This window comes from Novipirellula rosea, assembly GCF_039541335.1.
GTDB lineage: Bacteria > Planctomycetota > Planctomycetia > Pirellulales > Pirellulaceae > Novipirellula > Novipirellula rosea.
Map to the genome: position 1 here is coordinate 104419 of NZ_BAABGA010000060.1, position 19260 is coordinate 123678.

The 19260-nt window shown below is 55.8% G+C and carries 9 protein-coding genes; 4 read left to right on the top strand and 5 right to left on the bottom strand.

Annotated features, from left to right (window positions below; genetic code table 11):
• Positions 1-43: 43 nt before the first annotated feature.
• Positions 44-5548, bottom strand: coding sequence for a serine/threonine-protein kinase (locus tag ABD971_RS22810; RefSeq protein ID WP_345325883.1), 5505 nt, complete (start codon positions 5546-5548; stop codon positions 44-46).
• A gap of 191 nt (positions 5549-5739) precedes the next feature.
• Here ABD971_RS22810 and ABD971_RS22815 point away from each other — a divergent pair, with 191 nt between their 5' ends.
• Together ABD971_RS22815 and ABD971_RS22820 are read left to right on the top strand one after the other, a co-directional pair.
• Positions 5740-6219: a cupin domain-containing protein gene (locus ABD971_RS22815; protein ID WP_345325885.1), complete on the top strand. Its 480-nt coding sequence runs from the start codon at positions 5740-5742 to the stop codon at positions 6217-6219.
• Positions 6220-6271: 52 nt separating this feature from the next.
• A complete protein-coding gene (locus tag ABD971_RS22820; protein ID WP_345325887.1) occupies positions 6272-7678 on the top strand; it encodes a pyridoxal phosphate-dependent decarboxylase family protein in 1407 nt (468 codons plus the stop codon).
• Here the strand turns inward: ABD971_RS22820 and ABD971_RS22825 are convergent.
• From ABD971_RS22825 to ABD971_RS22840, 4 genes are all read right to left on the bottom strand, one after another.
• Positions 7675-7842, bottom strand: a complete 168-nt coding sequence (locus ABD971_RS22825; RefSeq protein ID WP_345325889.1) for a hypothetical protein — start codon at positions 7840-7842, stop codon at positions 7675-7677. The genes ABD971_RS22820 and ABD971_RS22825 overlap by 4 nt on opposite strands.
• Before the next feature lie 753 nt (positions 7843-8595).
• Positions 8596-8898, bottom strand: coding sequence for a transposase (locus ABD971_RS22830; protein ID WP_345325914.1), 303 nt, complete (start codon positions 8896-8898; stop codon positions 8596-8598).
• Positions 8899-9137: 239 nt separating this feature from the next.
• Positions 9138-9287, bottom strand: a complete 150-nt coding sequence (locus ABD971_RS22835) for a hypothetical protein (protein ID WP_345325891.1) — start codon at positions 9285-9287, stop codon at positions 9138-9140.
• Positions 9288-9623: 336 nt separating this feature from the next.
• Positions 9624-14915: a hypothetical protein gene (locus tag ABD971_RS22840; RefSeq protein WP_345325893.1), complete on the bottom strand. Its 5292-nt coding sequence runs from the start codon at positions 14913-14915 to the stop codon at positions 9624-9626.
• A gap of 881 nt (positions 14916-15796) precedes the next feature.
• Between ABD971_RS22840 and ABD971_RS22845 the strand changes: the two genes are divergently transcribed.
• Together ABD971_RS22845 and ABD971_RS22850 are read left to right on the top strand one after the other, a co-directional pair.
• Positions 15797-17839, top strand: a complete 2043-nt coding sequence (locus ABD971_RS22845; protein WP_345325895.1) for a DUF1592 domain-containing protein — start codon at positions 15797-15799, stop codon at positions 17837-17839.
• The gene (locus ABD971_RS22850) at positions 17836-19230 is read left to right on the top strand and encodes a DUF1552 domain-containing protein (protein ID WP_345325897.1); all 1395 of its coding nucleotides are present in this window, start codon (positions 17836-17838) and stop codon (positions 19228-19230) included. Before ABD971_RS22845 ends, ABD971_RS22850 begins: the two co-directional genes overlap by 4 nt.
• Positions 19231-19260 lie beyond the last annotated feature (30 nt).

Sequence of the window (19260 nt, forward strand, 5' to 3'; positions counted from 1 at the left end):
TGGACGACGCCTGTTTCCACCCTTATGATCTCACCCATCCGTCTTATGTTCTGTGGACTCGCTGCATTGCGGATTTGATCAATTGCACCATCGCCATCACAACGATCCAGCCCATTAAGAGCGCGGCTGTCAAATAGGCTCCGTAAAACCAAATGAACCACCATCCGTTCGACGTGTAATGTTCGCCAGGCTCAATCGCATGGGGACTGGCGTATTGCGTGACGATAATCGCGAGCGACGCCATTACCGCCGAAATGACAAGCGAGACAGTGAGCCAAGTGGCCAACGGCCACCATTTCTTCATGACCAACCAGCGTAGCAAATGGATGCTCGCCACCACCGCCGGTAAGGTAACGAGCCCAATTGCCACCTTGGTCACGAGGTCCGCCTTGTTGATGACCGGCGAGTCAATCAGCAACGCAATCAGCGGCATCGCGGCGATCAGTGGCGAAAGTAATAGCCAACGCAAACTCCATTGCCGCGTCTGAAACGATCGCAACATGTAGATGCCGGGCAAGTAGATCAGCATCACGCAGTAAAACACCGCCCATGCAACCAGAGTCGGTAGGGTTGCGAGTTCCGTGGGGCGAGGGTTCCAGGGCAGCGGGTGACTTTCGCGGGGCGCTGTCTTTGCAGAGTTCAGGTTCGCACTTACTCGTGTTTGCATTGCAGCGAGTTCGCCAAGCCGCGGTACCATCGTGGCCTCACGCACACTGACATTCAGTTGATTTTGAAGCACAAACCAAGCAGGATGGTCACGACCGATATCACTCAGCATCGCCAGTTGGCCTGGGGCGGTTAATAACGGATGGACGCCTGGTTTGGCTGGCGGAACGGACAAATTCCAGACTAATTCACCCGTTTCAGCATCCAAGGCGTAGAGCACTGCGGGGGCGAACAGGTGATGGGCTAGGATCAGATTGGGATGCGATTGGCATGCCGGCAAGATGCCTTCGATCTGGTCGTCCGCCGTCGCGATCAAATCGTGTTTCCAAATCGGCGAGTCGGGTGTTTCGGGACGGATCGCGATGAGACGGTTTTGATGGATCAGCACGAGTTCGTCGTTTTTGTCACCATCTGTATCACAGACCACGACGCGGCTGCGTCCGCTAAGGATTCCTTGCGGAGCGTCCACCCGGAAATCCGAGAGCGTTTTGCCAAGGTGATCCACGACAATGACACGCGGCGTGCCATCGAACCAGTGCAGGCAGATGCGTTGCGGTCCCGCGGCAGTTCGCAGTGGCATGATTCGCGGACGGTATCGATACTCGTAATCACTGACGTGGCCTTGTCCCCATCCCGCAGAGACATCGAACTCGCGTGCCCAGCGTTCACGACCATCCGCGGCGGAAAACGCTCGCAAGACGGCGGTCGAACGTTGCCCGTCCGTTGGCGCATCAAAATGCAGTGTGATCAATTCGGGGTTCTTGTCTTGCTGTAAATCAATCACCGCGGCGGGTGGCATTTCGCTAAACGCATACGGTGGATTGCGTGCCGGAGGGACGGCGACCTGCCACAAACGGGTTCCCGTTTTGCCATCGAGCGTTCGCAGTTCCTGACGCTGCGTTCCGATCGCGGATTCCGCCGCCGTGATCGCTGCATCGCCGGGGACGACGATATCGAGAACCCCATCGGCATTTAGATCGTCGATACAAAGCGGGACCGTTCCCTGGTCAAATTCGATTGGTGAAAGCGTGTCGCCGGGGGATAACCCGTAACGCTTCGTCAGCGGTTCGTGCCAGACCCGTCGCCCGCTACGGCCTGAGAAAACAAACAAACCCAATTGTTTTTGGTGGGTGTTGAACTCGCGGTCTTCAGGAAAATTCCAGTCGCTGGCGGCAACCCAGATCACCTCGGCGGTCCCATCGCCATCGAGGTCGCGGACATCCATCGCATGAACTCCGGCGACATAGCGTGTTTGGAAATCGGCCGCCCAAAGGCGGCGGCCCGTGCGCCCTGAGATCGCGAAAAGCGGCACGCTGGGTTCTGGCTTGGCTAAGTTGCTGACGTACAGCAGCAAGTCGATGGTGCCATCGTGGTCAAAGTCGCCAGGGGCCGGCTGCGAAGTTTGCTCGGTGTCGTCGGTGGGCTGATGCAATCGATAATCATCGGCTAGGAATCCCGAACCGAGAAATCCGTCTTGTCGCGGTAGCGCAGCCACCACACGCAGATAATGCAGGTCTTTTTCGGGTAGCTTGGTTTTCCACAATGCGCGTCCATCACGCCCCGAGGCCGCGTGCACGGTTCCGTCGGGTTCAACCCGAGTCAGGTCACGGACGCCGTCTTGATTCAAATCGACGGTGGCGGACCAGCGTTCGCCCATCCGGTTCCACAGTTCACGTGGTTGTCCTCGAAAACCGATCAGTGTGCCGCCAGCATCAAGTGCATTCGGTTGCCGAGGAATAAAGGCGAACAAGTCCTCGATCCCACCTTGCTGCGTCGCGGCAGCTTGGAACGCCACCAAATTTGAACCCACTCGCGTTACCTCTCCGGTGCCAGCCGAGAACGCCACTGCGAGCGATGGTTTATCGTGGCCCTGCATCGGATGGACCGGCACCAGGAATTGAGGCCAACCGTCGCTACCAGCGTTCCACCACAGCGGCGGCCCCAATCGGTAGCTGGCACTTTCCGTCGGTCCCGTCAAAGGATGCCGTTTTATCCACAGAGGCGTTCCATCGTGACCGGAAAACGCATCGACATACAGATCGAAACTTCGCGACCACAGCGTGGCGACAAACACATCGGAAATCCCATCGCTGTTAATGTCGGGACCGGTCAAGAAATGGTCCACTTGTTGGTCCATGGTCTTGAGTTTTCGTTTCCATCGTCGCTGGCCAGTGGTTGCATCGCGAACTTCGATCTCGCCCCACGCTCGGACGGTGTTCCCATTGGCCTTGGACGTGCCGCTAGGAAAAATCAATTCGTATTGCCCGTCGTGATCAAGGTCGACAACCTGTGGCCATGTCGGTGGATCGATCGCGGTTTGGCTCCAATCTGCAACCGCCAGTTCGGCTTGCGCATCGAAAGTCCACAGCATCCGAGCATCGGCCAGTGACCAGACGGCGATCCGCACGTGTGAGCTGGGACTGTTGGCGGCCGGCGTGACGATGGCGGGCAAACTCTGCGTCAGAATCACTTCATCGGCTCCATCGCCATCGACGTCGATCACGACTGGGGGTCGGCTCGGTTGCACTCCGCAATCGATCGGCTGGCCAATCGGGGTTCCGGTGACGGTGTCGTAGGCAATCAGTCGCGAGCCGACCATCGTGGTCAGCCGTTTTGGCGACACTGTGGAGGACGTGTCCCAGGACGCCAACACCGCCGGACTGGGGACGTGGTGGAAATAGCCGGTGCGTTCCAGCCGAGGCAATTGGCGACGTACGCCGCTCAGGGAAAAGTCGCTCTGGATGCCACCGGTCGAGGTCACTGCGGCGGCAGACCCGTAGAACCAGCGAACGCATTCGGGCACATCCAGCGTTGCGGGCGTGACAAAATCGGACTCGCTAAAGTCGCGTCGCCAGATCGTTTTTCCCGATTGTCCACACACCGTTTGAAGCCAACGTCGCACCTCCGCTGATGGATCGGCTTGCTCGGCCATCATCACGGCGAAATCGGTGACGCCGTCCTCGTTTACATCGTCGACCGCGGTCGGTGGGTATAAAACGCTGCTGCGGACTCCTTGCAGATGACGCTGCAAATCGTTGCTGATTTCTTGTTGCAGATCATGACCCGGCGCAGAGGTCCACAGCAACGCGCCGTCGGAACCGGAAATCGCGAACACGATCGCTTGGTGACGTGCCGCCACCACAAAGTCGTCGACGGTGTCGCCGTTCAGATCCACTGCGGGGCTAACGATAAAAGGTGTTAGGTCAAAGCTGCCCCAACCGGTGTAAGGACTGTTGCTCATCAAGCGCTTCCACGGCCACACCCAACCGCTTGTGGTCTTCAGCAGAGGCTGGCCCGCTTTGTCCAGTGCGGTTGTCCACTGCAGTTGGTTTTGTTGTGGGTCAATACATCGCAGCCCCGATTCGTCCATCATCACGATCAAGCTATGCTCCCCCGTCGCCACGATCTTGTAGCTGTTTTGGATTTCCTGCGGGGGCATCAATAACGATTCGTCGAGATTAACATCAAACATGGGCGATTGGCCTCGAGCCAGATTCACCCCGTAGGTTTCACTCAGCCGACTTTCACCGGAAATCTGTACCTGGTACTGACCTGCGGTAATGTTGATCGCCTCTTGAGTCGGCACGGTTTGGCGTGTGACAAGGGTTCCGGTGTTGTCGCGAATGACTGCCGCCAACGGAGGTGTGTTCGTTGCAAACGACACAGGGACAAGTTGGCTTTGGCGATAGCTTTGCACCAACAATAACACGATGAATAGTAACGCCGCAGTCGCTGCGACCGATCGGGCGGTCAAAGTCAGTGCATGGCGATGTTTTCGGGCCCACTGCCTGCTTCGTTCGATCCAGTTCGCTCGACGCGTCTTGATCGGTCGCCCATCGAGAACCGCTCGGCAATCATCCGCCAGCGATTGAGCCGAACCGTATCGCTGCTCGGGCTGTTTTGCCAAGCACTTTAGCAAGATCGTTTCCATGTCACGCGACAACGCGGGTGACAACGTGCGAGGTGGAACCGGATCTTGGTTCAAAATTTGATCGATGACTCCCTGAGGCGTCTCGGCCAAATAAACAGGCCGTCCCGTCATCAATTCGTACAGCGTGGCTCCGAGGCTGTAGAGATCCGTGCGATGGTCCAGCCGATGACGCGATGCCGAAGCTTGTTCGGGACTCATGTAACGCGGCGTCCCGATGACGGTGCCGGTCATGCTAAGTGTGACAGTGTCCAATCGCATGGCCAAACCGAAATCCGTCAGCCAGATTCGGCCCTCGTCGTCCAGTAGCAGGTTGGACGGTTTGATGTCGCGATGGATGACGCCGCGTTGATGCGCATGAGCAAGTGCGTCGGCCACTTGGACGCCCCAATTCATTGCTGTCATGGGATCGATCGGTTCGGCCGTCTCGCCGAGCACATCGGCAAGACTGCGTCCTTGGATAAACTCCATCGCGAAAAAGTGGACGCCTTTTTCGAATCCAACATAAAAAATCGGCACGATGTTGGTGTGATGCAAATGTGCCACCGTTTCGGCCTCGCGGCGGAAGCGATCGATTGCCTCCGCATCGCTGAGCGAGGTAAACCGCAGCACTTTCAAGGCAACACGTCGATGCAGCGAAACCTGCTCGGCCTCGAACACCACGCCCATACCACCGCGCCCGATCTCTCGCAGCAACCGGAAATCGCCGAGTTGTTGACCTCGTCCGTGCTGTTTCGATTCCGCCGTTGGGTGGAGCGGCGAACCGGCGGACGGCATTCCGTCTAGCGGCGATTCAGCAAGCGGCGATTCAGTAAAACCAAGTGGTGCATTGACTTGCAAATTCACGCCGATCGTTTCGTCCACCGGGAACGCCGATGCCCGCGCCTCCGAGGCTGGCGTCGCCGAGGCTGGGGCGGATTCGTTGGTGGCATCATTTGACTTTTCGCTCGGCATCACAAGTCACTCCATGCAACGCCACCCTGTTGGTTCACGCCGTCATTTTACTGCTGGGCAATCCGCGAAGAAATGGAGTACGTCGCAAAATTCCGCCAGGATTGTCATTGACAGCCTGGCGGAGCTAAACTTCACGTGTCTGAGCCAAAGACTCCGGTTCTCTCTTCAGTGACCTTGATAGTGAAATGACCATGAATCACTCAGCCACCTTACGCAAACCCGCCGAAGGCCGCACGATCGCGGTCGTTGGTGACGTGTACCGCTTCTTAGCGACCGGCGAAGAGACGCGCGGTAAATATGCGATGTGGGAAGCGATCGTTCCTCCGGGGGGCGGCCCTCCACCGCATATCCACAGCCGTGAAGAAGAGTCGTTCTACATTCTCGAGGGCGAAATCACGTTCCACGTGGGCGACGAAAGGATTGTTGCCACGCCAGGCACATTCGCCAACATGCCGGTGGGCAGTTTGCACAGCTTTAAGAACGAAACCGACAAGACCGCTCGCATGATTCTTTCGGTGGCGCCAGCGGGTTTAGAGCAGATGTTCTTCGAGGTTGGCGTGCCGCTTAAAGCAGGTTCAGCAGAAGCGTTGCCGCCCACAAAGCAAGAGATCGAGAAGTTGTTGGCGGTTGCGCCAAACTACGGAATCGAAATCAAACTGCCTAAATCGTAGCAATGAGTTCGCACTCGGCACCCATCTGACTAACCCAAAGCAACGAAGTCTTATGTACGAACAGCTGCACGCCGATCACAGTCGCATTGAGCAAATTTTGACGCGGGTGCTCGAAGACAGCGTCCGTTTTCTCAGTGCGACGGGTTCCAGGCCCGCAGGGGTCGTGCCGCCAGCAACTGACGCCGAAACGCTGCCTCAGGAGGGTATCGGCGCTACAGGAACCCTTGATCTTTTTCAATCAAAGTATGCCGATTGGATGAGCGGTTCAGCGGGCCCTCACTACTTTGGGTTGGTCACGGGCGGCGCGACGCCAGCCAGTATTGCGGGCGATTGGCTGACAACGATCTACGACCAAAATGCGACAGGTTCCAGCGATTCGATCGCGCCGCAGATTGAATTGGCCGCGATCGGGCTGCTGTGTCAATTGTTCGGTTTGTCGTCCGAGCACGCGGGAGTGTTTGTGTCGGGAGCGACGATGGCGAACTTTGTCGGTTTGGCCACGGCACGGCAATGGGTAGGGCATCGACGCGGTGTCGACATTGCCAAATCAGGAATGTCGGGACTTCCGCCGATCCGCGTGCTGTGCGGAACGCCTCACTCGAGCGTGTATAAAGCGATCGCGATGCTGGGTCTCGGACGCGACAGCTTGGAGCGGATCGAAACACTTCCGGGACATGAAGCGGTCGACTTGGTGGCGATGCGAAATCGATTGACGGAGCTAAACGAAAGCGGCGACCTGTGTGTGGTGGTTGCCAATGCGGGGACCGTCAACAGCGTCGACTATGATGACATCGACGCGTTGGCGGATCTGTGTCACGAATTCGGGGTTTGGTTGCATGTGGACGCAGCCTTTGGCGGTTTTGCCGCGTGCGTCCCCGAAAAACAGTCGCTTGTTGCGGGGATGGACCGCGCGGACTCGATCACCATCGACGCGCACAAGTGGCTCAATGTGCCGTACGATTCCGCGATGATTTTTACGCGTCATCTGCAACTGCAACGCGAGGTTTTCCAGAATTCCGCCGCGTATCTCGAAGCGGACGCGTCACCAAGCAATTTTGTGAATCTGACTCCCGAAAACTCGCGTCGATTCCGCGCCTTACCCGCTTGGTTCACGTTGATGGCGTATGGTCGCGACGGTTACCGTGAAATCGTGACGCGAAATTGCCAGATCGCCGAAGAGATTGGCAACCGGATCGAAGCCTCCAGCGCGTTTCGCTTGCTGGCGCCGGTGCGAATGAATGGCATCGTGTTCACGCTCGCTGGCGATGATGTTACGCACGGCCAAATTCAAGCTTATTTGCAGGCGGTGCAAGCGGGTGGAGTGCTCTACATGACGCCGACAGAGTATTTTGACGCACCGGCGATCCGGATCTCGGTGACCAATTGGCGGACGACCGAACACGACATCGCGGACGTGTGGAATGGAATGCTCGCGGCGCTAGAATCCGCATCGTCTTAACAGGTGAGATTGCCGACTCCGTTTTCCACCGAGATGCCGCGATAGGTCATCTTGGGGCGTTTGCCGACAGCGGTGGCGTCGAGCGAGAATTGTCGCGTTGATATTCGCGTCGGACTTGCGTTATGAATGGCTTGATTAGCTTGAGCGTGCTGTTTCCCACTCACTGGTATCGGGTTCCTTCCAGGTTTTTCGGTCTACCCACAAGGAGCCTGCACGCACAGAAAGCCTGCGCCAAATTCTGGAAAAGAGTGTCGTCGGCCTCTGGAGTCACTGTTCAGTGGTTTCGGAACCATTACCGATCTTAGGCGAACTCGCGTGAGAGTTTCAGCCTGTTCGGCGATTCAACGAAACTCTTGATGGCTTGTTGATTTAAATGAAATGCAGGTCGCATCAATGAGCCGTTGGCCGTGAGGCCTCGGGTAATGCGCCGGACCCGGCCGCTGACGCGTCGCGGCTCACTAAAATCAACAAGCCGTTGACGAGTACTGCTACGCCGGTAGCAAAATCGACGTCCCCACAATTCTGTCAACGGGAACAATAGACTGCCGGGTGCAAAAGGTGTCAGCCGGGTGCAAAAGGTGTCAGCCGGGTGCAAAAGGTGTCAGGCGGGTGCAAAAGGTGTCAGGCGGGTGCAAAAGGTGTCAGGCGGGTGCAAAAGGTGTCAGGCGGGTGCAAAAGGTGTCAGGACTCTTTTTTCTTCCTCCTCGCTAAGTAGCGAACCAGCGACCCTCGTCCACAAGTTGCTGTCTCCTATTCGAAAAGCCATTTTGGCATCGTTAAAGGTTGGAAAGTGATCCAGCGCTAGGCGATTCTTTGCGAAAAGAGTCCTGACACCTTTTCTGCACTCGGCGTGTTTGGCCTTCTTTGCACGCAACGCGTTGTGTTCGACATAGCGGCACAGCGTGAAAGAGTGTGCGTCATCTTCGACTTCGAAGCTCTTGAACGGCCCTTGGTAAAGATGCCCGTGGCCGCGGGTGTGATTGACGCGCATGGTATCGAAGTGTGTGCGTGGAGGAGAGCCATCCGAACAGCCTGCCCATCGCGCCGTCTTTTCGCGGCCGTAGGACCAAGTGCCAATGGTTTGGCATTAAGCAAAACGAAAAGAGATCCACGAGGTAGTTCCCAAGGCCTTCACTGAGCGTTCTCAGAAACGCTTCGTAGTCCTCCGGTTTGTGGAAGATCTCTTGCCGGTTGTTACCACGATTGATGGCGTGATAAATCTTTCCCGCTTCATCCGCCGCTTTGTCCTGGGCATCAAAAGCTCCCGCCGTGTGTCTCGGTCAGTCTTGAGCCAACCTGCCCACTATCTGCTGCCATTAAAACCCCCTTCCCCTTTTTCTTTTTTGGCATACCAGTTTGCGTAGCCGGACAGCCAGTGCTGCATCCCCGAAGCCAAGTTCGGCAAAGGCGTCTGCAGGAGAGCGTGAATGTGATTTGGCATCCAGCAAAAGGCCAAAACCTACCACTGCGAACGTTCGACCTCGTCAGCGAGTCCTTTGGTGAACCGATCATAGTGTCCCTGATCGTGAAACAGTCTTCGTCGACCATCACCGCGTGTGATGACGTGATAGATCGCACCTGGGAACTGAATTCGCGGCGGACGGGGCATAGCCATCTCTCCCTGTAGTTGCGGTTTCGGCAAGACAACCAAATCGAACATCGGAAACAAGGCCTGACCCCGGCGAAGCCCTTCCAATCCAATTTAACCCTTTGCCACTTTACAACTTGCGTCGATTAAGTGCCATTCAGGCCTGACCCCGGCGAAGCCGCCCCGGAACAGAACCGGGCTCGAAGCTGTTGGAGCTTTGGGCTGTTCTGAACGTCACCGTAAGGTAAGAGTTCTTCCGTTCCGTAGTTTTCGATGAACTCCTTTGGTGTGCCTTGGCCGTCTTCGGCAAAAGAGTTACTCGATTGAATCAATGTCGCCAGCGATCAACGGAGTTGGTTAGTTGGAATCCGTCGGTTCTGAAGTTCCAGGTTCACGTTTCTCGCATTCATCACAGTATGTACGTTTCATCGACTTGATTGCCGTCTCGATATCGTCAGTTTCGATATTCGTACGATAGCCCAGCAGTGTGCATTCAAAGGTGTATTGCGTCGGTCGGGTATATCTCAATTGAGGAGAATCCATGTCTGTAAGATTCTGGAGGGGTTGCAAATGGCGACAGAAATCTTCTTTTTCTTTATCCGCTACAGCCAATTTCCTGAGATCGTCTTCAAGATGCTGCCGCCGATCTTCTGGCATCCCGAACGTCTTCATTAGCATATCGGCGTGGTTACGAACTTCATCTTCATCTCCAGACAATACTCGAGGCCCATCTCGCTGTTTTGCTTCAAGGAGAAAGTTGTGGTCTTCGACGGCTTCGTGTTCGGCAATTAACGCATCGGTCTCACCGCCATCGCGAATCCGATCTAATGCGGAAGTGAAGAAATCGACTGTGTCTTGATCTTCAATCCCGCGGGCGATAGCTCTCCCAGCGGTTGCGGAGCGAACAATCATACCGACTCGATTCTTGCTTGAGTCAGCTTCCGCGTGAACAAGCGATTCGCGAAAACTCTGAATAGCTGGTCGCAACCAATCATCAATCGAGTCCTTTCGTTCGCCGAAAATGAGCACTGGCGTTCCTGTGATGCCTCGGAGTGACCCGAGCTCAAAATAGCAGCTCCATGTTTCTGCAATAAAACCACTTTCTAAAGCCTCTTTAGCAAGGTCAATCAGTCGAGCCTCCAGTTCGCGAAGCTCGACAATCGCGTGCTCTTGGTCTGCCTCAGCTTTTTCAATCGCGGAGACCGCGATTGGAGCATTGAAGTCTACCTGCATCCGACTACGACCGAGTGCATTTGCTAGCTTTCGTGACGCAAGAAGCGCTTTCGCGGCAAAATGAACAGTTGCGAGTCGAATCCGCAGGAAGCTAGACAGCGATTCGTTTTCGAGCAAATCTGCAACCGCCTGCGAGGCTACCAGCTTAGATATTTTGAGGTAGTCGAAGTCGGCCGGAGCCGCGTTGCAGAGATGCCGCAGAAATACAAACGCTTGGACGGCAGCATCCGCTCTGAGTCCTCTTGAATTCTCGCACGCGCGGCGGACAGCCCTAAATGCACCTATCGTCGGCATTTGGGATTTCAGCGTGCTTGCCAGTTCGGACAAGTCATCGAATCGCTCCTGCTGTTCCGAGTCGGTCGTATCTCCAGGAAGTACATTGAGAATGACGTCAATATCGGCTTTCAAGTCAGAAGAAAATTCAGACGCCATTGGCAGTAGTAAAAGGTTCATTATGCGTAATTCAAACACCTCAAGTGCCGATGAACTAAGATTCGCGGTGTGAATCATCGCCAATTGGCTTGCGAGCTCTAGAGCCGCCTGAGAGACAGATGAAATTTCCACGGAGATCGCCGCAAGCTCAGAAACTAGTCCTGTAACGGCATCCAAGCTGGGCGTAGAGGTATCAAGATACTTGACAACTCTGGTGAAATACTCGGATCTTCCTTCTGCAGGAATGGCATTCCAAAACGTTTTCTCTTGCTCAAAATAGCCTTTCAGGAACTTAGTGTCATGGAATCCCGTTTCGAGCGACCACCTTGCGAACCTCCAGTGCCAGCGAAAGAAATCTGTCTCTTGTACTGGGGCTCTTAATGCGTATTTGTAGCACCAAAACCAAGCAACCTCCCTGGCCACGGAACCTGCGTGGAGCGTCTCTGCCAATGCGAAAACGTCCTCTAAGGGTGTTGTAGTTTGGTCTTCGATGTTCTGTCGCACTGCGTTTAGGGCATCACGCAACAGGTCGGACGCTGAGTTGTGAATCTCGCACTTCTCGATTTCGCCTACCGCGATATCCAACTCATTTACCAATTCTGCTCCTACGCTTGATTGCGTTGCGATGCGAAGCGTTCGGCCAATGATATGGTCGAAAATAAATGCCTCCCGATCGGGGAGTTCGACTGACGGGTCCGACAACCACTTTGTCGCCATCGTCGCGAAACGTGCGGCACTCGGGAGGTCGGCTGCGACAATCGCTGCGTCTAGAGCCAATGTGGCGCACTGCGACAAGAGATCATCTTCGGCCCCCGAATCAATCACTTTTCGGAAATATGCCATCCCTCGATGCGGCCGTTCCACGGCTGTACATGCTCTCCCCAGCATCAACGCTGGGGCGTTTGGGCTCATGTTTTCGGCGCCTTCGATTGGCCGACTGAGGCTTAGAGAGAATCCTGGATGTGGAGGTTGGGGATCGTTCCTGCCTTGGTTGACACGATTCGAGAGTGCCCACGCGATTTGCGCAATGCATGCCCAAACGGGTGTGTCCACATGTTCGTCCTTTGCGGAGTCGTACGCCTGAATCAGTATTCTGCAGGCTTGCGGAAGTTCTCCGCCATGAATTGCAAAAGAGGCAGCTTCGAGCATACAGCGAACGGATGCGAGTATTTGCTCCCATTTGTATTCAACGGGTCCCGCAAGAAAAGACTCTGAAGCGCGCATCGCAGCCTTTCTCGCATTGTGAAAGTCTTTCGTTTTTGCCATCGAGATGGCACGCATCAGCTGAGCCTCGCCAGCTTCGGCGCCTTCCATCGTCGGCATGGCATTGATCGACTTCTCGTAAATGCCGATCGCCTCACCATCCCTATTCGAGCAACGAAGCGCGTCTCCGTGTGACAGATAGATTAACGCACGGACTTCTTCGCTAAGTTCGTCCACCGCAATGTCCAACATCTCAGTTGAATACCGCAGCGACTGCTTAAAGTTCTTGGGAAAGTCGATTTCTATGCGAATCAGCAGACTCTTAAATATCACGCCGAGACTTCGCTCTGACTTACGATGCAGGTCCTGCAGCAATGACTCTAATGAATCGATTAGTGTTTGCGATTGATCCGCCGTTGGCTTGCTGTCTAAATGCTGCGCATAAATCCTTGACGCCGCGGCTCGCCAAAATTGGTAGGCTTCGCTGGAACCGTCAAATAGTTGTTCATCCGATTCTGTGATGTCGTTCCAGTCAATGATCCGTTGAACGTACGAGAGCATATCGGCAGATGAGCTAAGGCAAGCTGTTAAAACAATCTGCGCCTTTCTGAAAGTCGCCGTAGAATCATTATTGCTGAGTGATTCTGGTTTTATCGATTTAACGGCTAACGATGCAGTTTCTGGATCACCATGTCGAACGGAGTGAATGATCAGTGTCGCCCAACCTAGCTGGGCGGCATCCGCGTCCAAATCACTTGGTGCTTCAGTAATCAAATTCTTCAAGTCCACGGCAGCCAATTGTGATGCTTCGTCATTGTGAAGCTCACCATGTACACGTGTGCGAGTGGAATACCAGCGCACCCAGTCAGCTAGGTCTGATATGATTTTCTGATTGCCTAGCAACAATTCAAATCGGTCTAACAAGAATCGCTTGGCGTGATTGGCCCCAGGGCCTTCGGCGAATGTCAAATAGAGAGCGGCAGAATGCAAAGCACCGCCGATGTTGCCTGCGAGCATTCGGTGTGAGACGATCGAAAAAACGTCAAGCAAATCAGGCTGTTCACCCTCTTCTCTGGCATGCAACGCATCGGCAATAATGTCATGCCATTTTTGCTTGGACGCGAGCGTGAGTTCATTCTGAAACCCCTGCCGATACAGCTCGGGAAGTTCATATCTTCCAGGATCCAGAGACGTGACAATTCGAGTTACACATCCATTCCAGACCGAGAAGAAATCGTGGTCCTCGTGATCATCGCCCCACAATGTTCTCGCTACCCTTATAGGAAATGAGTAGACAGGAATCGAAACGCGACGACATAGTTCTTGTTCGTCACTAGAAAGCTCTTGCCGGACCCGTTCGATCATTGTTGCCCGAAACGCGGTTGCGCTTCCCGAGACTCCCGTAGGCAACTGCTTGATGAATTCTCTGACCTGTGAGGCGTCCTCGATTAATTCAATTTGTGGCTTTGCAAATTTGAGCATTCCGACGTGGCCGTCGAAATGTAAGCGGAGGGCTTCAATAGCCCAAACCTTTGGTGTGTCACTATCGGCAGGAACACTAAAGAACTGAAGAGCTTCCTGTGTTGTAAGTCCTGGCACCCGCCACTCTTCGATACCCCTTGTCCGTAGCTCCTTCACAAAATGCGGTTCATCGATACCAACGAGGAACACTGACAAATGGTTGTTGGAAGCCGCTGCATCCCGTAGAAAATCAATCGGTGCGAGGTCGTGGCACCGATGGGCATCGTCAATGATGATAAGTAACGGGTCGTTGATATTCGCGAGCACGGTCTTCAAATAGCTGGGAAGGAATCTTTCGGCTTCGAGATGTTGCCCTAGACAAAACAACAACATGCCAATCCAAGCTTCGGGCGCCGTGTCAGACTGGGAAACGCCGAACCAGAAGACTGAGCCAGGAAAGGAATGAGCGTACTCTGCGATCGCCGTGCTTTTCCCTATTTCAGGGTACCCCGTAACTCCAATTAATCTCTCGTTATCGAATTTGCGTGCTAGCTCATTAAAGGATGATGCGCGAGAGAGGTGAAAGTCCGGCAGCGCCGGTGGCGACGTCGCAACGACTGTATTTAGGATTGTGCTGTTGGAAATACCTAGCGATTGCTTGAGAGATGTATCTAAAAGCAATTGCTCCATCTTGGCATCAAGGTCGCCTGCGAACCCAACACTTAAAACTTCTCCAGAACTGTTTTCGATTGGCGTTGTTGTATTTTGCGGTACCCGCCCCGCCACAACAGCGTCCTTCACTTCATCTATTTTGATGCACAGCTCTGATTGATTTAGACGAATTTCGTTCAATGATTTCGATTGATCTTGGAGCGCGGCCAAAGCGGCCATCTGAAACATTTCGCGGTTGAGCATGCATTCTTGCGCAAGCGACGCTGCGAGCTCGTGAATATGAACGTGAGCTTCATCTTCGGAAATCGCGAAGAAGTCTTGAGTCTCCTCGATATTCTCCCTGACCCATTTCCACTGCGCCGTGATAGCCCCTTCCCATGCTTCGACTGGCGGAGGCTCATATCGAGCAAGTGATTTTTGAACTGCTATCGGCTCGGGTGGAGGTTTCTCTGTTTCAGACTGCGACGAAACGGGAAAGATCGCTTCGGCGTAAAGAAGGCCTTTTTCAGGTGGAAGAGACGCTCTCCATTCTTCGATTCTTGCCGCCAATCGCTTACGCAGTGTGTCTTCAAAAAGCTTAGTCGCGATCGCAGTTTTGGCTTGGTTGAAAGCGAATCCAACAATCCATTTAAGTAAAAGTTCTTCCACAGCTCAAAGCCCGTTTTCGTTGCAATAGTCTTTTCCTGTTAGTCTAAAGAAGATGTGCGTTGGCGGTAGATGGCCTGACGCGATCTTGGTGAATCGAAACAGTCGTCGTCTGGTCGACGGAGGCCCTTCGCGATGCACGGCCTACGCAACTACAAGCGAACGTTCGATACGTCGTATCGGATGCAGAAAAGAACAGTTTCCGTCTATCGTTTTGTCGTGCAGTCGTTTCTTAAGCGGTCGGCGATACTACCGTTGCCGAAGGGAAACGCCTCCACGCCGCCGAAACCTCGGTTAGCGTTCCAATGAGCAGCATCGAATGCGTCTCCACGCACGCATAACACGATCACAGCGCAAGCGGATGTGTCACGTCGGAGCGACCGCGCGGCGATGCCCGAGAGAGTGACGGGCGGTTGCCGAAGGCACGGCGATCCACGGATGGTCGCCGCAAACGGGCCCGTGGATGCGCGGAGGCCGAACGCCATAGCCAGGGGGCGACTCACCTGGACCTTAGGCTTGCGCCATGTGTGTTGGGCGTTCCGGGCTCATCGACCGGAGGGTCCAATCAGAAGCGTGTCTCTCAACGCTCGGCTTTCGAGTGAGCGTCGAGAGAATGACGTCCGGCTTGTAAACTTCTACAAACGTTGCACTGAAACCCTTCAATGGATGTCGAAAAACGGTTCGGAACTCTATATATTACAATCTACTCGCCCTCCGATGGTCGCGACAAATATCCCACATTGATCGCGACAAATATGCCCCATCCCCCGTGGCGATCACGTGTTGCCTTGATTTGCTCGTGGTTCCCACCGATCATGGGGAAGGTCACGCGGAACGCACAATACGCTGGCTCGATCCCGTGCAATGTAACAAACGGCTCCTTCATGACTGTGTTTACCCCGACACGTATCCGCGACAACACTGGATCGACCGATCGCACCGTAGCAGCCAATGCAGCGGCGGCGGTTTCCTTGGGGCGCCGTTGGACGTCTGGCGTGCAGGCGTTGCGCGTCGTCCAGGTTGTTCCTACGATGGTCGCCGCGCTGAGTTTTTCGCTCGTCTTGTCTTTCGTCTCGCCCTGTGTGGCGGAGACCGATGATGGTAGCGCGGACCCGGCGGTGCTCCGGGCCGACGCCGAGAAGACATTCAAAACAAAGGTCGGGCCCTTCGTCAATAAGTACTGCATCAGTTGCCACGGACCCCGACCCGAGGCGGGCATCAATCTTCAGGCGGCGCTGAAGAGTCCCGGCGGCGCGTCCTCGTCGCTGCACTGGAAGAAGGCGGTCGCGAATGTCAAGGTGCACGACATGCCGCCCGACTATGCGGACGAGATCCCGAGCGATGAAGAGCGCCGCCAATTCATCACGTGGATCGGCAAGCTCAAGTACATGGCCCCACGAGACCCGGGCGCTTTCGTGATCCGTCGGCTGAGCAAGGTGGAGTTCGGCAACACGCTGCGCGACCTGTACGGCGTGAACCCTGCGGTCGCCGACAGCCTTCCCGAGGAGGTCGTCGGGGAGGGGTATCTCAACTCGATCTCACCGCTGCAGTCGGAGTTGTTTCTCGACATCGCCAACAAGGTCGTCGATCAAGTCGTGGCACCGGATGGTCAGCCGCCCAGCGAAGTACAGAAACGCCTGTTTGGAGACACGCCTCCCAAGGCCGCCGAATATCGCGTGGCGGCCCGTCAAGTCGCGCGCTCTCTGGCTCGCGATGCTTACCGTCGGCCTCCTACCGAGGCAGAGTTGGATGTGTTGGTAAGCGTCTTCGACCTTGGCCGCGAGAACAAGCTTGGTTACACCGCGTCGCTGGGGCTGATGTGGAAGGCGGTTCTCGTTTCTCCGCAGTTCCTCTTCATCACGCCAGCCGAGGAAGTCGACTCGAAGGACGCGATCGTGCCGCTGGACGACTATCAACTGGCCTCCCGTCTTTCCTACCTATTGTGGTCGGCGCCGCCCGACGCCGAATTGTCGGCACTCGCGGACCAGGGCAAACTCCACGAGCCCGAAGTGCTTCGTGCGCAGGTGGAGCGGCTGCTGGAGCACGACCGATCGCGGGCGCTGTTCGACGGCTTCGGCGCCCAGTGGTTGGGCGTAAGTGGGCTCCAGAGCCAGTCGTTTGACCCGGACGTTTTCCCACAAATGACCGCCGCTTTACGCACGGCGATGCTGGAAGAAGCACGGCTGTTTTTCGAGAGCATCGTCCGCGAGAACCAGAGCGTGCTGCGGTTCGTGGACAGCGACTACACCTTCCTGAATGAGCCGCTCGCCGAGTTGTACGGGCTTGAGCAATCCGTTCAAGGTTCCGCGATGCGGCGGGTCAAGTTGCAGAACCCCAACCGGGGCGGCATCCTCGGCATGCCGGCCACCCTGGCGACCACGTCGATGCCAAACCGGACCAGCCCCGTTCGGCGAGGTGTTTGGGTCCTCGAGCAGGTGCTGGGAGAACGCGTCCCGCCGCCTCCGCCGGACGTTCCTGAACTCGAAGATCAGCCGCAAAAAAGCATGGAGGGTTTGACGCTGCGTCAGCGGACGCAGTTACACCAATCCGAACCCGCTTGCGCTAATTGTCACAAGGTTTTCGACCCAATCGGCTTCGGTTTGGAGAATTTCGACGCTATCGGCCGCTGGCGTGATAAGGATGAATCAGGCGTCGAGATCGACTCAGCCGGGAAACTTCCCAGTGGAGAAAGCTTCTCCACGCCCGCGGAGCTGAAGGGCCTGCTGGCCAAGCGAAAGACCGACCTGGCTCGAAATCTGACCGAAAGGTTGATGGCCTACGCACTGGGGCGACAGCTGGAAGGTTATGATGAAGTCGTGATCGACCAGCTAATGATCAAAATTGCCCCGGACGATTACCGCATGCGGACGATAATCACTGAGGTTATCACCAGTTACTTATTTACGCACCGGAAAGTCAAAGGATGAATCGCACTGACAACCGTCCTCGTGTCGATCGTCGCACGTTGCTAAAAGGCGCCGGCGTTTCGCTCGCGTTACCGCTAATGGAATCCCTGGGCTGGAATTCACCGAGCTGGGCCGCCGGTGGCAGTGTGGCCAAGCCACCGGTACGTCTCGGGTTCATGTATATGCCGCACGGCGTCATCATGGACGAGTTCTGGCCCAAGAGTCCAGAGGCGTACCGTGATTCGCCGCCGCCGGCAATCGAATCGCTGCGTCCGATCCTGGATCAGTGCTTGATGATGAAGGGGATTTCCGGCGTGCCGATTTCGCCGTTTAACGGCGCGCCGCATGCGTTGGAGCTGTCGACCTGGCTGACTGCGACTCTTCCGGACGCGGACACACGCAGCCGTGTCAACATCGCGATCTCGGCCGATCAGATCATGGCCAATTACGTGGGTGCCCACACATTGTTGCCCTCGCTCGAACTGGCGACCATGCCTCAGACATGGAAGGAGAACCAGGCCGGCCTGCACGAGGCGTACTACTCGCACTGCAGCTACCGCTCGCCCACGCAGCCCGTCCCCGCCGAGATCGATCCCCGCAACGTCTTGAACCGGCTGTTTGGCAAGAAAGGGCAGGCCAGTCGAGTCACGAAGGCAAACACTCTCGACCGACAAATGCTCGACCGTGTGTTGGGCGGCGCGCGGGACCTACGCCGGACACTGGCCCCAACCGACCAGCAAAAACTGGATGAGTATCTCGACAGCGTGCGGGCGGTCGAACGTCGCATCGTCGCGATCGAGCACCGCCAACAGGAGGCGGCCCTAGAGAAGGCGGGCGTCCGCTCGACCAAGCGTCACGCCAGCGATTCGCCGCCAATCGAGGTCAAGATTCCCGAGGGTGACAAACGCAGCGAATACATGCAAGTGATGTGCGACCTGACCGTCCTGGCCTTTCAGACGGACACCACACGCGTCAGTACGTACATCGGGTCCACGCCCAACGGCGTGTCTTATCCCGAATTGGGCTTTACAGACAAGCACCACTCGCAGACGCACCACGAGAATCGAAAAGAGATGGTCCGAAAGGTGGCAGCGATCACGAAGTTCAACATCGATCAGTTTGCCTACATGGTGAAAAAGATGGCCAGCCTGCGCGAGGGTGATGGTACGCTGCTGGACAACTGCATCATGATGTGGGGCTCGGGGCTGGAAGACGGCAACAAGCACCGACGAGAGAACCTGCCATTCATCGTCGCGGGCAAGGGTGACGGTTCGATCAAGACCGGGCGTTTTCTGACCGACGTCAAGGGTAACCAGGGCGACCTGCTCAAGACGCTGCTCGCGTGCGCCGGCGTGCCCCTGGACCGGCCGATCGGCATCGCGACCAAGCAGATTACCGAAATCATGGCCTGATTCTGCTTTAGCAGCTGCAATGTTTCCAGG

What these genes read in the sequence shown, in the direction of transcription:
- ABD971_RS22810 (WP_345325883.1), bottom strand. Translation starts at nt 5,548, where the DNA reads ATGCCGAGCGAAAAGTCAAATGATGCCACCAACGAATCCGCCCCAGCC.
- ABD971_RS22815 (WP_345325885.1), top strand. Translation starts at nt 5,740, where the DNA reads ATGAATCACTCAGCCACCTTACGCAAACCCGCCGAAGGCCGCACGATC.
- ABD971_RS22820 (WP_345325887.1), top strand. Translation starts at nt 6,272, where the DNA reads ATGTACGAACAGCTGCACGCCGATCACAGTCGCATTGAGCAAATTTTG.
- ABD971_RS22835 (WP_345325891.1), bottom strand. Translation starts at nt 9,287, where the DNA reads ATGCCCCGTCCGCCGCGAATTCAGTTCCCAGGTGCGATCTATCACGTC.
- ABD971_RS22845 (WP_345325895.1), top strand. Translation starts at nt 15,797, where the DNA reads ATGACTGTGTTTACCCCGACACGTATCCGCGACAACACTGGATCGACC.
- ABD971_RS22850 (WP_345325897.1), top strand. Translation starts at nt 17,836, where the DNA reads ATGAATCGCACTGACAACCGTCCTCGTGTCGATCGTCGCACGTTGCTA.